The 14,780-nt window shown below is 61.3% G+C and carries 12 protein-coding genes; 11 read left to right on the forward strand and 1 reads right to left on the reverse strand.

Translation table 11 applies throughout. The features are described from left to right. Positions 1 to 577: AAA family ATPase (locus GFD32_RS11825; protein WP_163576822.1), on the reverse strand; the 577-nt coding region annotated here is incomplete at its 3' end. Between the two features lie 227 nt (positions 578 to 804). Between GFD32_RS11825 and GFD32_RS11830 the strand changes: the two genes are divergently transcribed. The 11 genes from GFD32_RS11830 to GFD32_RS11880 all read left to right on the forward strand — a co-directional run bounded on the left by GFD32_RS11830 (position 805) and on the right by GFD32_RS11880 (position 14,780). Next, a complete protein-coding gene (locus GFD32_RS11830) occupies positions 805 to 2,076 on the forward strand; it encodes an O-antigen ligase family protein (protein WP_240455635.1) in 1,272 nt (423 codons plus the stop codon). Between the two features lie 8 nt (positions 2,077 to 2,084). Then, on the forward strand, positions 2,085 to 3,122 hold the full coding sequence (locus tag GFD32_RS11835; protein ID WP_163576823.1) for a LacI family DNA-binding transcriptional regulator: 1,038 nt from the start codon (positions 2,085 to 2,087) through the stop codon (positions 3,120 to 3,122). Positions 3,123 to 3,316: 194 nt separating this feature from the next. Next, positions 3,317 to 4,759 carry an aldehyde dehydrogenase family protein gene (locus GFD32_RS11840; RefSeq protein WP_163576824.1) on the forward strand — a complete coding sequence of 481 codons (1,443 nt, stop codon included), beginning with the start codon at positions 3,317 to 3,319 and terminating at the stop codon, positions 4,757 to 4,759. Position 4,760: 1 nt separating this feature from the next. Then, the gene (locus GFD32_RS11845; protein WP_163576825.1) at positions 4,761 to 5,549 is read left to right on the forward strand and encodes a shikimate dehydrogenase family protein; all 789 of its coding nucleotides are present in this window, start codon (positions 4,761 to 4,763) and stop codon (positions 5,547 to 5,549) included. A gap of 45 nt (positions 5,550 to 5,594) precedes the next feature. Next, the gene (locus GFD32_RS11850; RefSeq protein WP_163576826.1) at positions 5,595 to 7,193 is read left to right on the forward strand and encodes a GMC family oxidoreductase; all 1,599 of its coding nucleotides are present in this window, start codon (positions 5,595 to 5,597) and stop codon (positions 7,191 to 7,193) included. Positions 7,194 to 7,358: 165 nt separating this feature from the next. Continuing rightward, positions 7,359 to 8,336: an NAD(P)H-quinone oxidoreductase gene (locus GFD32_RS11855; protein WP_205599119.1), complete on the forward strand. Its 978-nt coding sequence runs from the start codon at positions 7,359 to 7,361 to the stop codon at positions 8,334 to 8,336. Between the two features lie 11 nt (positions 8,337 to 8,347). Beyond that, complete coding sequence (locus tag GFD32_RS11860; protein ID WP_205599120.1) at positions 8,348 to 10,063, forward strand: acetolactate synthase catalytic subunit; 1,716 nt, start codon at positions 8,348 to 8,350, stop codon at positions 10,061 to 10,063. Positions 10,064 to 10,101: 38 nt separating this feature from the next. Then, positions 10,102 to 11,325, forward strand: a complete 1,224-nt coding sequence (locus GFD32_RS11865; RefSeq protein WP_089689170.1) for an ABC transporter substrate-binding protein — start codon at positions 10,102 to 10,104, stop codon at positions 11,323 to 11,325. An 18-nt stretch (positions 11,326 to 11,343) separates the two neighbouring features. Beyond that, a complete protein-coding gene (locus tag GFD32_RS11870; RefSeq protein WP_163576829.1) occupies positions 11,344 to 12,225 on the forward strand; it encodes a branched-chain amino acid ABC transporter permease in 882 nt (293 codons plus the stop codon). 82 nt (positions 12,226 to 12,307) lie between these two features. Next, positions 12,308 to 14,092 carry a branched-chain amino acid ABC transporter ATP-binding protein/permease gene (locus tag GFD32_RS11875; protein ID WP_205599121.1) on the forward strand — a complete coding sequence of 595 codons (1,785 nt, stop codon included), beginning with the start codon at positions 12,308 to 12,310 and terminating at the stop codon, positions 14,090 to 14,092. Continuing rightward, positions 14,076 to 14,780 carry an ABC transporter ATP-binding protein gene (locus GFD32_RS11880; RefSeq protein WP_163576831.1) on the forward strand — a complete coding sequence of 235 codons (705 nt, stop codon included), beginning with the start codon at positions 14,076 to 14,078 and terminating at the stop codon, positions 14,778 to 14,780. Before GFD32_RS11875 ends, GFD32_RS11880 begins: the two co-directional genes overlap by 17 nt.

The raw sequence follows: 14,780 nt of genomic DNA on the forward strand, positions 1-14,780 counted from the left end.
CGAAGGCGAGGTGGGGATCGGCGTCCTTGAGCACGCTGTAGAGGTTCTTGAGCCCTTCACGCAGCTCGCGAGCGCGCTCCGGCGCCATCAGGTTGTCGAGAATGGGCTTGTCGTACTCGTCCACCAGTATCGCCACGCGCTCGCCATGCCGTTCGTGCGCCAGGCGCAGCAGCTGGGAAAGGTCGTTGGCGATCAGTTCCGGCGGCTGCGCATCGATGCCCAGACGCTTGCGGTGTTCGGCCAGTTGGTAGCGGATATGTGCATCCAGCTCGTGGCGGCTGTGCATCACGCCATCCGAAAAGCTCAGGCGAATCACTGGGTGCTGGGCCTGCCAGTCCCATTGGTCGTGGATGTAGAGGCCTTCGAACAGCGCTTCGCGGCCTTCGAACAGGCAGCGCAGGGTGTCGACCAGCAGGCTCTTGCCGAAGCGCCGCGGCCGCGAGAGGAAGTAGTACTTGCCCGCTTCCACCAGGCGGTGGATCGGCTCGGTCTTGTCGACGTAGTAGTAGCCGCCGGTGCGGATGTCGGAAAAGGTCTGCACGCCGATGGGCAGTTTCTTGCGGTGGGCGCTGGGCACGGTGACCTCCAACCGGGGAGTCTGGGGCTATCGTAGCATGTTGGTAGCGCGGCTTGGCCGGGAAGGTGTTCAGCCATTGACTGCGAGAACTCTCGCCTACCCAAGCGGAGAGCTGTCGCCGGAATGGAGTAGCGTCAACTAAGCCGACATGGTGCTAGAATACGTCCCCTTTGCGCTGGCCACCTTCACGAGTCGGCGATTCATCACAACCAATGAGAAATGCAGGAATGACAGTGGCGGTAGCGGCGGGGCGATTCGAGATAACGGGGTGGATGCAGCAGTATGTGAACGTGGCAGTGTTTTTGCTCGGCGCGCTATGCTTGACGGCGCCCACGGGGTATTCCATCGGTGCAGCGCTGTTGTTGCTCGGCAGCTCGGTGCTGTTGTTGCGGCGACCATCATTGGCACTGTCGCCGCGAGATTGGCTGGTGATCGGAGCCATGGCCTTTTTTGCTGTGGTGGGCATGGGAGATGCCTGGTGGGGTGGGGCGAGCAGCCGCGAGATGGACAAGCCGGTGCGCTTTCTGCTCGCCATACCTGCTCTGCTGTTGGTGATGGCCTACCCGCCGCGCCGCAGTTGGCTTTGGGCGGGGTTGGCGCTGGGTGCTATCGGGGCCGGTGGGCTAGCGACCTGGCAGTTCTTCATCGAGGGCGCACGACGTGCCAGTGGCCTGACGCAAACCATCCAGTTCGGCAATATCGCTCTTTTGCTAGGCGTACTGTGCGTGGCCGGCATGGGCTGGGCCTGGGGTCGGTCACGGCGTCATGCGTGGCTGGCACTGCTGGCGTTGGGCGCCCTGGGGGGTGTCGTTGCCTCGCTGCTGTCGGGAAGCCGCGGCGGCTGGGTGGGCATCCCGCTGATACTGTGGGTACTCTACCGCGGCTATGGTCGTGAATTCGCCCTGCGTTGGCGTTTGGCGGCTCTGCTGTCGGTCGTACTGATGGCGGGAGCCGTTTATGCCATTCCCCAGTTGGGCGTGCAGGTGCGCGTGGACCAGGCGGTGAGTCAACTGGGTAGCTATCTGAATGGAGAAGGCCGAACCAGTTCGGTAGGCGTTCGTTTCGAGATGTGGAAAGGGGCGACCGTGGTCGGTTGGAATAACCCTCTGCTCGGCGTCGGGATTGCGAACTATGAGCCGGCAATGGCCGAACTGGCCGAGCGGGGTGTGATCGTCGACAAGGCCGGGACTTTCGGGCATGCGCATAACGAGTTCTTCGATACGTGGGCCAAGCGGGGTGCTCTGGGGTTGGGGGCGTTGCTGCTGATCTATGGCCTGCCGTTGCGATTTTTTGCCGCCGGTCTGACCGACGCTGACCTGTCACGGCGTGCGCTGGCCGTGGCGGGCACGTTGTTGTCGGTCACTTATATCGACTTTAGCCTGACTCAGGGTTTCTTGTCGCACAATAGCGGCGTGATGGTCTATGCCTTCTGGCTGGCGGTACTGTGGGGGATCTTTAGACGAACTGCCACGGAAGGAGCGGTCGAGCGTAAGACGTAGGTACGTAGATGCCGAAGATTCGCAAGAAGGTCACGTTGGAAGACGTTGCCAGGGAAGCCGGGGTTTCCCTGGGCAGTGCGTCCAAGGCGCTGTCGTCTCCTGAAAAAGTCAGGCCGGCCACGTTGAACAAGGTGTTGGATGCCGTGGCCAGGATGGGCTATGTGCGCAATGGCGTGGCTCGTTCGTTGGCCTCTCGAAGAACCTGGCGGGTGGCGGTGGTGTATCCCACGCTGAAGAACCCGATGTTCTCCAATTCGATCGATTCCTTGCAGCAAAGCCTGTTGGAAATGGGCTACCAACTGGTCATCGGCAGCCACGAGTACAACCAGAAGCGTGAGGTCAAGGTTCTCCAGGCATTGGTCGAGAGCGGTGTCGATGGCGTGATTCTGGTGGGCACCGACCATGACGATGCGGTGTTTCGGATGCTCGAGACCTACGACGTCCCCTATCTGATGATGTGGTCGACGGACGAGACGGATTACCCGCACACCATCGGCTTCTCGAACCGGCAGGCGGCCTATGAAATCGCCAAGCACGTGATCGCCAAGGGCCATCGAAAGGTGGCGCTTTGCGGCGGTCCGGCAGAGGGGAACGAGCGCTCTCGGCAGCGTCGTGCGGGCTTTCTTGCAGCGCTCGAAGAAGCCAATATCGACATCGAACCCGAGTGGCTCATCGAAACGCCGTTCTCGCTCGATGGCGGGCGGGAGGCGATCAAGCGATTGCTGGCGGCCGGGGAACTGCCGACGGTGTTGATCTGCGGTACCGACCTGCATGCCATCGGTGCCATGCATCAGTGCCAGTTGAGCGGCATCGACGTTCCCGGCAGATTGTCGATCACGGGGTTCGACGACATCGAATTCGCCAGTGCCATGTCCCCCGGCTTGACCACGGTGAGGGTGCCGATGCACGACATCGGTGTCGAGGTGGCACGAACCATCGTCGCGATCATCGATAATGAGGCGCCGGTCGAAGCGCTCGAGCTGGAGACGATGATCGTCGAGCGTGAGAGCCTGAGGGACTTGATGGATGGCGAAGCGGCTGGTTGAGACCAAAGGCTAATATCGACGGCCGTCTTCCATCTGCTATTCCTTACGGAAATCGAAGCGAAGGTGACTGACACCTTTTTTTTGAAGCCTGGAATGAAGCGCTTCATTTTTTTGGCGAAGAACTTGAAGCGCTTCATTTTCGGCAGCGGACGCTGCGGGAACGCGGTGAACCCCTCGATGAGGACGATAACGGGATGCATGAGAACTACATCAATGGCGAGTGGGTCGGCGCTGGCGACGTCAATCGCAACCTGAACCCTTCCGACACGCGCGACGTGGTGGGCGAATATGCCCGCGGCGATGACGCTCAGGCTCGCCAGGCGATCGATGCCGCCAGCGACGCCCTCGAGACGTGGGCCACATGGACGTCCGAGGCGCGTGCCGATGCGCTCGATCGGATCGGCGACCGTATTCTCGCCGACAAGGAGCGTCTGGGTGAGCTGTTGGCCCGCGAAGAGGGCAAGGCGCTGGCCGAGTCGATCGGTGAGGTCACCCGCGCTGGCCGGGTCTTCAAGTTCTTTGCCGGCGAGGCCATCCGCTTCGGCGGCGAATTCCTGCCCTCGGTACGCCCTGGCGTCAGCGTCGAGGTGTCGCGCGAGCCCGTTGGCGTGGTGGGAATCATTACGCCGTGGAATTTTCCGATTGCGATTCCCGCCTGGAAGATTGCCCCGGCCTTGGCGTATGGCAACAGCGTGGTGTTCAAGCCCGCCGATCTGGTGCCCGGCTGCGCCTGGGCGCTGGCCAGCATCGTCGATGAAGTCGGCGGGCTTCCCAAGGGCGTGTTCAACCTGGTGATGGGCCCCGGCTCCAAGGTGGGCAATGCGCTGGTCACCTCACCGAAAGTCGATGCGATCACCTTTACGGGCTCTTCGGAGACGGGCCGGCGAATCGCCGCGGAGTGTGCCGTCCGCGGCGCGAAGTTCCAGCTGGAAATGGGCGGCAAGAACCCGCTGGTGGTGCTGGACGATGCCGATCTGGAACTGGCGATTTCCACGGCCATCAATGGCGCCTTCTTCTCCACCGGGCAGCGCTGCACGAGTTCGAGCCGTCTGATCGTCGAGAAAGGCATTCACGACCGTTTCGTCGAGCGCATGCGCGAGGCCACCCAGGCACTGACGGTGGGCAACGCTCTGCATCCCGATACCCAGATCGGGCCGGTCGCTTCTCAGGCGCAACTGGATCAGGACCTGAGCTACATCGAGGCGGCCAAGCGCGCGGGTTGCCGGCTCGAGGCGGGGGGCGAGCGCTTGTCACTGGAAACGCCAGGCTACTATCTGACCCCGGCGCTGTTCTCGCAGACCCGTAACGACATGCCGATCAATCGTGAAGAGGTCTTCGGCCCCGTGGCCACGGTGATCGAAGCCGACGACTACGAGCATGCACTGGCGCTGGCCAATGACACCGTTTATGGCTTGTCGTCCGGTATCTGCACGCAGTCGTTGGCGCGTGCCACGCACTTCAAGCGCCACTCCAGTGCGGGCATGGTGATGGTCAATCTGCCAACGGCAGGCGTCGATTATCACGTGCCTTTCGGGGGGCGCAAGGGGTCGAGCCATGGACCGAGAGAGCAGGGCAGTTACGCCAGGGAATTCTTTACCAACGTGAAGACGAGTTACACGCTGGCTCAGGGAGTTTGATGTGGAAATCACTGGAAAAACGAAAATTTGCGCCATCATCGCAGACCCGATTCACCATGTGAAAACGCCGCAGGGCATCAACCGCCTGTGCGAGGAGACGGGCAAGGATGCCGTCATGGTGCCGGTGCATGTCTCGAGCAAGGATCTCATCTCAGTGGTGAATGGCTTCCTGGCCATGCAGAACCTGGCCGGTTTCGTGATCACCGTGCCGCACAAGACGGCCGTGGCGAAGCTGTGCGACGAGCTCAGCGACGATGCTGCGCGCATGGAGGCGGTCAACGTCATTCGGCGTAGCGCCGATGGCAAGCTGCATGGCGCCATTCTCGATGGCAAGGGGTTCGTGGCGGGGCTTCGCGAAGAGGGCATCGAGCCCGAAGGACGCTCGGCCTATCTGGTTGGCGCTGGCGGGGCGGCCAGCGCCATCGCCTATGCCTTGGCCGAGGCGGGGGTCAGCCGCCTGACCCTGGCCAACCGCACCCAGGAGAAAGCCGAAGCGCTGAGGAAACGACTCGCTGAGGCCTACCCGGCCCTGCCCGTGAGCCTGGGCGGGCGCGACCCCAAAGGCCACGATCTCGTCATCAATGCCACCTCGCTGGGGCTGAAGGAGGGGGATCCGCTGCCGCTGGACGTTGAGGGCCTGACGCAAGAGCAGATCGTTGCCGAGATCATCATGGAGCCCACGGAGACAGCGCTGCTGAAAGCCGCCAAGAGCAAGGGCTGCACCGTTCAGTATGGGCTTCCCATGCTCAAGAATCAGCTCAAGCTCATGGCCGAGACGATGGGGCTGTGAGCATGCTGCGATCACTCGACGAGCGGGAAAGGGAAGCCTGGCGCAATGGGTAAATACGATTACGTCATCGTGGGCGGTGGAACGGCGGGTTGCATACTGGCGAACCGCCTGACGGAGGATGGCAAGTACAGCGTGCTGCTGCTGGAGGCCGGCGGGCCTCCGCGGAGTCCTTGGATCAAGATTCCGGCGGGCTTCAGCAAGCTGTTGACCAACGGGACCTATAACTGGCGCTTCGAGTCGTGCCCGGAGGCCGGCACCAAGGAGCGGGTGATCGCCATCCCGCGCGGCAAGGGGCTGGGCGGTTCCACCCTGATCAACGGCATGATCTACGTGCGCGGCCAGCCGAACGACTACGACCGGTGGCTCGACGAAGGTGCCGCCGGCTGGAGCTGGCGGGATGTCGAGCCTTACTTCAGGAAGCTGGAAAACTTCGCCGAAGGCGGAGCGTCGCGGGGCAAGTCGGGCCCGATGTACCTGGAGCGCGTCAAGGAACGGTTCCCCATTTCCGATGCGTTCCTGGCAGCGGCCGCCGAGGATGGCCAGCCCTTCAACGAGGATTACAACGCGGCGGATCAGGAAGGGGTCGGCTATTACCAGGTCACGCAGCGCAACGGCCAGCGCTGGAGCGTCGTGGACGGCTACCTGAAACCGGCGATGGCGCGCAGCAACCTGACGGTGTCGACCGGCAGCCGAGTGCTGCGCATCGAGCTCGATGGAAGCCGCTGCACCGGCGTGACCTACGAGCGTGACGGAAAGCGTGAAACCGTGGCGGCGGCCCGCGAGGTCGTCCTGTGTGCGGGAGCCGTCCAGAATCCCCAGATCCTGGAGCTGTCCGGCATCGGCAATCCCGACGTATTGTCGAAGGTCGGCATCGAACCCAGGATCGAGCTGGCCGGCGTCGGCGAGAATTACATCGATCACTATGCCACGCGCATGAATTGGCGAGTGCGCAACACCGTCACGCTCAATGAGATGTCACGCGGGCTGCGGCTGACCAAAGAAGTGGTGAAGTACTTCACCAGTCACAAGGGCATACTGACGCTGGGCACGGGTCTGGTTCACGGTTTCGTCAAGACGCGGCCGACGTTGAGTTCGCCAGACGTCCAATTCTTCTTCGTGCATGCCAGCTACGCCAATGCGGCGACTCGCGTTCTGGATCGGCAGCCTGGAATGACGATCGGCGTCACGCAGTTGCGCCCGACATCGAAGGGTAGCATTCATGTCGAGAGTGCCGATCCGGCGGCGGCTCCGTCGATAAAGCCCAACATGCTGGCGACGGAAAAGGACTGCCAGACGCTGGTGGATGGCATGAAGGTGGCTCGCAGAATCGTCGAGCAGCCAGCCATGCAGCAGTACGTGTCGCATGAAATGTCTCCGGGCAAGGAAGTGCAAACCGACGAGCAGTGGCTGGAGTTCGCCCGGGAGAATGGGCAAACCATTTATCACCCGATCGGTACCTGCAAAATGGGTGAAGATGTCGACGCAGTCGTAACGCCGGAACTGCAAGTAAAAGGCGTGGAAAGACTGTCGATTGCCGATGCTTCGGTGATGCCAGCGATGGTGTCGGGAAATACCCAAGGTGCCGTGATGATGGTGGCTGAAAAGGCGGCAGACCTGATTCGTGAAAGGGCCGAAAAGGAATGAAGCGTGATGAAAATGTCGCTTGTTAAAGCTCCGGAAAGTGTTATTTTTGGACTATAAAATGAAGCGCTTCATTTAATGTGTTGCGTGGCCTTTTCGCCATGAAGCGCTTGCTGGATACGACGATAAAGTGGAGGACTCATGTCCCTGAATACGCATTCGAAAACGATGAAGCAAGTCAAGGCTCCGCAGTCGGGCGGCCCCGAGGTGCTGAGCGTCGTCGATGGCGAAATCCCCGTACCGGGGCCACGTGAAATTCTCGTCAAGGTGGCCGGTGCCGGTATCAATCGCCCCGATGTGATGCAGCGCATGGGGGGGTATCCGCCGCCGCCTGGCGCGACCGACGTGCTGGGGCTGGAGATCAGCGGTCGCGTGGTCGAGGCCGGCAGCGAGGTGACACGCTACGCGGTCGGCGATGCCGTGATGGCGCTCGTGGCCAGCGGCGGATATGCCGAGTATGCGGTGGTGGACGAGCGCAATGCGCTGCCCGTTCCGGCGACGATGTCCCTGGTGCAGGCAGCGGCGGTTCCCGAAACCTTCTTCACGGTGTGGACCAACGTCTTTCAGCGCGGCGGCCTCGAGGAAGGCGAGACGTTCCTGGTGCATGGGGGAACCTCCGGGATCGGCACGACGGCCATACAGCTCGCCAAGGCTTTCGGGGCGAACGTGATCGCGACGGCGGGAAGCGACGAAAAATGCCGGCAGTGCCTCGAGCTGGGTGCGGCCCATGCGGTCAACTACAAGACCCAGGATTTCGTGGCGGCGGTGAAAGAGATCACCGGTGGCCGTGGCGTCGATTTGACCATCGACATGGTCGGTGGCGACTACCTCAACCGCAATATGGAGGTGGCCGCCGACCAGGGGCGCATCGTGCAGATCGCCGTGATGAAGGGGCCCGAGTCGACCATCAATGCCTGGCTGTTGCTGGCCAAGAAGCTGTGGCTGACGGGGTCGACGCTGCGAGCGCGCTCCATCGAGCAGAAGCAGGAGATTGCCGAGGAGCTCGAGGCTCGCGTCATGCCGCTGTGGGAGGAGGGGCGCTGCCTGCCGGTGATCGACTCCACCTTCGCCATCGACGATGTGGTGGATGCGCACCGCCGAATGGATGCGGACCACATCGGCAAGATCGTGCTGACTTTCGAATGACAGGGGGCGTCATGGGCAGGATCGTTGCCGATAACATCGTCGATGCGCTGGAGCGTCACGGGGTCAGCGAGATCTTCGGCCAGAGCATTCCGTCGAAGGTGTTCCTGGCGGCCACCGCACGGGGCATACGCCAGGTGGGGTATCGCACCGAGAATGCCGGAGCGGCAATGGCGGATGCCTATGCGCGGGTTTCCGGCAAGGTGGCGGTCGTGGCGGCGCAGAACGGCCCGGCTGCCGCACTGCTCGTGCCCGGCCTTGCCGAAGCCTTCAAGGCTTCCATTCCCGTGGTGGCCCTGGTGCAGGACGTGGCCGTGCACAGTCGCGACAGGAATGCGTTCCAGGAACTCGATCACTTCCGTCTGTTTTCCGGGGTGGCCAAGTCGACTCGCCGCATCGAGTCGGCCGATCGCGTGGAGGACGCCATCGACATGGCTTTCGTCGAGGCCGCTTCGGGCAGGCCGGGGCCGGTGGTTCTGCTGGTGCCGGTGGACATCATCGACGAGCCGGCCGGGGAGGAGGCTGCGGCTTCCCCACGCCGCAATCGGTACGGTCGCTACCCATTGGACAGGACGCTGGCGGACCCTGGCGCGATTGCCGGCGCGGCCGATCTGATCGCGTCGTCGCGCAGGCCGGTCGCCATCGTGGGCGGTGGTGTGCATACCGCCGGCGCTTACGCGGAAGTGGAAGCGCTTCAGAACCTGGGAGTGCCGGTGGCCACCACTGTGATGGGCAAGGGCGCGGTCGATGAGACCTCGCCGATGTCCGTCGGCGTGGTGGGTTACTTCATGGCGGCGCGCAGTCGCACGGAACGCCTGCGCTTCGTGGTCGAGGAGGCCGATCTCGTCCTGCTGGTGGGCAACCGGACCAACCAGAACGGCACCGACAGCTGGAGCCTCTACCCCGAGGGAGCGACTTATATCCACATCGATGTCGATGGGCTGGAAGTCGGCCGCAACTATGAGGCCACGCGTCTGGTCGGCGATGCCAAGTTGACCCTTGGGGCCCTGACGCAGGCGCTGGGCGAGCGCGATCTGTCGGCCATGCAGAGCTGGTCCGCGATGGTGTCCGAGCGAATCGCTCACGAGCATGCCGCCTTCGACCGGCGCCTGGCCGAGGCAGTGACGCTTTCCGCCACGCCGATTCGGCCGGAGCGCATCCTGCGCGACCTGGATGCCTGCCTGGATGCCGACAGCCTGGTGGTGGCGGATGCCAGCTACTCCTCGATCTGGGTGGCGAACTTCCTGACGGCCAGGAAACCCGGGCGGCGCTTCTTGACCCCCAGAGGACTGGCGGGTCTCGGCTGGGGCTTGCCCTTTGCCCTGGGAGCGAAAGCGGCAATGCCGGATGCGACGGTGCACTGTGTCACCGGCGATGGAGGCTTTGGACACGTCTGGGCCGAAATGGAAACGGCGGTGCGCATGCAGTTACCGGTTATCATCACGGTGCTCAACAACCAGACGCTTGGCTATCAGATGCACTCCGAACTGGTGCTTCACGGGGACTACACCGATATCTGTCATTTTTCTCACGTAGACCATGCAGGCATTGCCAATGCCTGCGGGGTGCGAGGTGTCAGGATTACGCATCCTGACGACTATTTGGTTGAGCTGAGGAGGGCCATTGACGAGAAAGTACCCACGTTGCTGGAAGTCATGATAGATCCAGATGCATATCCGCCAATCACGAGCTTTCAAGGTAGCGAAACGTTACCGAACGGTAACCAATAAAAAGCTAAACATACAGTAATGATCAGGAGCATATGACCATGAAATACAATCACAAATTCCGCCGCACTGTCATCAGCAGCGTCGTTGCGACAGCCCTGCTCGGCGGTATCTCAGCCCCTGCCTTTGCCGAGGTGAAATTCGGAGCGCTCTACCCACTGAGCGGCGGACTGGCGCTTCTCGGTGAAGAAAGCTATCGCGGCCTGGAGCTGGCAGTCGATCAGATCAATGCGAATGGTGGCGTCCAGGGCGAAACCGTCGTGCTCGAGACGGGCGATGCCGTGGACAACAACCAGGCGATCGGCGAAGCTCGCCGGCTGATCTCTCGTGAAGACGTCAAGGCGATCTTCGGTACCTATGCCTCTTCACGCTCCATCGCCGCCTCCCAGGTGGCCGAAATGAGCAAGGTGCCTTACTTCGAGCTGGGGGCCGTCGCCGACGATGTCACGGAGCGCGGGCTGAACTACGTATTCCGCACCAACCCGACGGCCTATCACATGGCCGAGACCATCATCGAGATGCTGGTCGAAGGCATCGCTCCCGAGCTCGGCGTCGACCCGACCGAGCTGCGCATCGGCATCATCCATGAGGATTCCAACTACGGCTCGTCGGTGGGCAAACACCAGCGCGCGTTTGCCGAGGAGCATGGCCTCAACATCGTGATGGAAGAGCATTATCCGGCGTCATCCGTGGATATGTCTTCCATCGTGCTTTCACTGCAGGAAGAAGAGGTCGACGTCGTTCTGCAGACCTCCTATCAGGACGATTCGGTTCTGTTCCTTCGCCAGGCCAACGAGCGCGATTATCGTCCCAAGGCGATCATCGGCGGCGGCGGTGGCTACTCGATGACGCCGACTGCCGAGGCAGTGGGGCACGATGTGATCGACGGTGTCTACGATGTCGACTTCACCCAGTACAACATCGACCCGGAATTCGCTCCCGGCATCGAGGACTTCGTGGCCTCCTATGAAGAGAAGTACGAGGAATCTCCCCGCTCTGGCCACTCCTTGATGAACTATGCCGGGGCCCTGGAACTGCTGCGTGCCATCGACGCGGGTAGCGGGTTCTCCGCCGATGAGATCAAGGAAGCCGTGCTGGCGATGGACGTCCCCGTTGGTGGAACGGCAGCCGGCATCGGCATCAAGATCGGCGAGAACAACCAGAACGAGCGCGCCAGCATGATGGGTATGCAATGGCAGGATGGCGAGTTGGTTACCGTTTATCCGGAAGGCGCCAGCGTTGCCGACATGCGGACTAGCCAATAATAACCCCGAGGTTACCAAATGGAATTAATTATTAGCCTTGTCGTCAATGGGTTAATGCTTGGTAGCCTGTATGCCATGGTCAGCGTCGGTTTGACGCTGATCTTTGGCATAACGAAGGTTATCAACTTTGCTCATGGCGAATTCATGATGATAGGGATGATGTTGACTTACATCATCACGACCTATCTCGGCATTCACCCCTATTTGACGCTGGTCTTCATCATTCCCTTGTTGTTCGTATTGGGCATTTTCGTTCAGAAATTCCTGATAGAACCGCTCAAGGATTCGGATGAGCACATCCAGATCTTTGCAACGGTCGGCCTGTCGATCGCCATGATAAACCTGGTGTTGATGATCGCGGGTTCCGACAATTTCAACACGCCGTCCAGCGGCATGCGCCATACCCTGGGCTTGGGGCCGGCAACGGTGCTGACAGGACAGGTCGTCATCATGCTGTGCTCCATCTTCATGGTGGGTGGGCTGCATCTGTTCCTGACTCGGACGCAGATGGGGCGTGCCATTCGAGCCACCGCTCAGAACCGCAACGCTGCGCAGCTGATGGGCATCAATGTGTCGCGCATCAATATGGTGACATTCGGTATCGGTATCGCTTGCGTCGGTGTCGCTGCCGTTCTGCTGTCTCCGTTGTATCCCGTCAATGCCCAAACGGGGCAAAGCTTCGTCCTGATTGCTTTCGTGATCGTCGTCATGGGCGGATTGGGCAGCATCACTGGGGCTTTCTTTGCCGCCTTGATCATTGGCCTCGTGGATTCTTTTGCCGGCTTCTATCTGGGGTCGTCACTGAAGGATGTCGCGGTGTTCGGTATCTTCCTGCTGATCCTGATATTCCGCCCGTCCGGGCTGTTCGGCAAGGCAAGAAAACTGGCACACGTGTCTTGAGAAACGCTGTGGCGTCACCGGAGAAAGTGTCATGAACGATAAGACGATATCCTCTGCACCGGCGAGGAGTCATGGGGGCGGTATGCAATGGTTTCTCAACAAGAAGATACTGTTCTTCATTACCCTGGCCAGCTTGATTCTCATCCCGATAGGTGTCGGCGATGATTACATCTACCATATCTTCATCACCATCTGTCTGTTTGCCGGGCTGTCGACCGCCTGGAACATCGTGGGCGGCTATGCGGGGCAGCTCTCGCTAGGGCACGCGATCTACTATGGCATCGGCGCCTACACGGGGATGCTGATGCTCAACGCGGGCGTTTCTCCCTGGATCAGCATGTTCGTCGGGGCCATTCTGGCCGCCGGGGTGGCGGTCGCCATCAGTTACCCCTGCTTCAAGCTGCATGGACCGTTCTATGCGCTTGCCTCCATTGCTTTTCTGGAGGTCTTTCATGTCATTTCGCTGAACTGGGTCGGCCTGACGGGCGGTGCCAATGGCGTGATGGTGCCCCTCGAGATGGGTTGGAGCACCATGATCTTCACCGAGCGGCTGCCTTCGCTGGTGATTGTATTCGGGTTGATGTCGTTTGCCCTCGCCGTTGCCTGGGCGATCCGCCGCAGCAAACTGGGTTTCCAGTTGATTGCCACCCGCGAGCGTGAGTCGGCTGCCAGGGGGGCTGCGATTCGTACCGTGCATGTGCGGTTGTATGCGGCGGCGATTTCCGCCGGTCTCACGGCCATGCTCGGGACGTTCCATGGTTCGTACCTGACGTTCATCGAGCCCGAGTCGGCGTTCAATCTGACGTTTTCCATTCAGATCGTCCTGTTCGCCCTGGTGGGTGGGCTGGGCACCGTTTTCGGCCCGCTCTACGGCACGATTCTGCTGGTGCCCATCACGGAGCTGGCGCGCGGCTGGCTGGGCTCCAGTGCCATCGGTCTGCATGGGTTCGTATACGGGGTCGTGCTGATTCTGGTAGTGCTGTTCATGCCGGATGGCATCATGAGCCTCATCCAGCGCTACCTGCCGACTTCCCGGGTTCGCCGCTTCGACACCAGCGTCGAGAGCCCCGTCGATCACGTTCACCTGGACGACATCAGGAAGCCCGCGCGCCCGCCGATCGGCGACGTGGTGCTCAAGGTCGAACACCTCGACAAGCACTTTGGTGGCCTGCACGTCACCAACGATGTCTCCTTCGACCTGCACAAGGGCGAAGTGCTGGGCATCATCGGGCCCAACGGGGCCGGCAAGACGACGGTCTTCAACATGATTTCCGGCTTCTTGCGTGCCGACTCCGGCTCGGTAGCGGTGCTCGGCGAGGACGGCCACTTCGTTTCTCCGAAAACGCCCGGTGCCTTTGCCAGGAGCGGTGTCGGCCGGACCTTCCAGATCGTTCAGCCTTTCGCGGCCATGACGGTGGAAGAGAACATCATGGTGGGTGCCTTCCATCGCTTTCGCTCGGTGGAGGAGTGTCGCAAGGCGGCACGTGAGATCGCCTACGAACTCGGGTTGTATCGCTTTCTGGACGAAGAGGCCAGAAATCTTCCCATCGGCGGTCTCAAGCGCCTCGAGGTGGCCCGCGTCATGGCGATGCGTCCGCGCATTCTGCTGTTGGATGAGGTAATGGCCGGCATCAACCCCGCCGACCTCAGGGAAGCCATCGAACTGATCAAGGTGATTCGTAACAGCGGCATCAGCATCATTGCCATCGAACACGTGATGCAGGCTGTCATGGAGCTCTCGGACCGCGTGATCGTGATCAGTTCCGGCGAGATTCTCGCGCAAGGCAAGCCGGAGGAAGTGGTGAAGAACGAGGCTGTCATTGAGGCCTATCTCGGCAAGGAGGCGTCCGATGCTTCGACTGAATAATGTGACGGCCGGCTATGGTGCTACCACGATCCTGCACGATATCTCGCTGGAGGTGAGCGAAGGTGAAGTCGTCACCATCGTGGGGGGCAACGGTGCCGGCAAGACGACCACCCTGAGAACGGTGTCCGGCTTGATCGAGGCTACCGCCGGGAGCATCACCTTCGAAGGCGAGGACATTACCCACTTGCCGGCGCATCAGGTGGTGAACCGCGGGATCACGCTGATCCCCGAGGCGCGTCAGCTCTTTCCGGAAATGACCGTGCTCGAGAACATCCAGATGGGCGCGTATCGTCCGGCGGCAAAGACTCGATACGACCAGCGACTGGAAGAGGTGCTGACGCTGTTTCCCCGCGTGAAAGAGCGCCTGCATCAGCAGGCGGAATCGCTGTCGGGCGGTGAGCAGCAGATGGTCGCCATCGCGCGTGGGATGATGGCCTGTCCCAAGCTGATGATGTTCGATGAGCCCTCCCTGGGGTTGGCGCCGATCGTCGTCTCCCAGGTCTTCGACGTGGTCAAGCGGATTGCCGAGAGCGGCACGACGGTGTTGATCGTCGAACAGAACGTGTATCAGACGCTCAAGGTCGCCGACAGGGCCTACGTCATCGAGAACGGAAGAATCGTGATGGATGGCCAGGCGGAAGAACTGATGGGCGATGACCACATTCGAAAAGCCTATCTGGGGATTTGA

The organism is Halomonas faecis (genome assembly GCF_010993975.1).
Taxonomy (GTDB): domain Bacteria; phylum Pseudomonadota; class Gammaproteobacteria; order Pseudomonadales; family Halomonadaceae; genus Halomonas; species Halomonas faecis.

Coding starts and splice junctions, on each gene's coding strand:
- GFD32_RS11840 (WP_163576824.1), top strand. CDS start 3,317: ATGCATGAGAACTACATCAATGGCGAGTGGGTCGGCGCTGGCGACGTC.
- GFD32_RS11875 (WP_205599121.1), top strand. CDS start 12,308: ATGCAATGGTTTCTCAACAAGAAGATACTGTTCTTCATTACCCTGGCC.
- GFD32_RS11830 (WP_240455635.1), top strand. CDS start 805: ATGACAGTGGCGGTAGCGGCGGGGCGATTCGAGATAACGGGGTGGATG.
- GFD32_RS11835 (WP_163576823.1), top strand. CDS start 2,085: ATGCCGAAGATTCGCAAGAAGGTCACGTTGGAAGACGTTGCCAGGGAA.
- GFD32_RS11855 (WP_205599119.1), top strand. CDS start 7,359: ATGAAGCAAGTCAAGGCTCCGCAGTCGGGCGGCCCCGAGGTGCTGAGC.
- GFD32_RS11850 (WP_163576826.1), top strand. CDS start 5,595: ATGGGTAAATACGATTACGTCATCGTGGGCGGTGGAACGGCGGGTTGC.
- GFD32_RS11870 (WP_163576829.1), top strand. CDS start 11,344: ATGGAATTAATTATTAGCCTTGTCGTCAATGGGTTAATGCTTGGTAGC.
- GFD32_RS11880 (WP_163576831.1), top strand. CDS start 14,076: ATGCTTCGACTGAATAATGTGACGGCCGGCTATGGTGCTACCACGATC.
- GFD32_RS11865 (WP_089689170.1), top strand. CDS start 10,102: ATGAAATACAATCACAAATTCCGCCGCACTGTCATCAGCAGCGTCGTT.
- GFD32_RS11860 (WP_205599120.1), top strand. CDS start 8,348: ATGGGCAGGATCGTTGCCGATAACATCGTCGATGCGCTGGAGCGTCAC.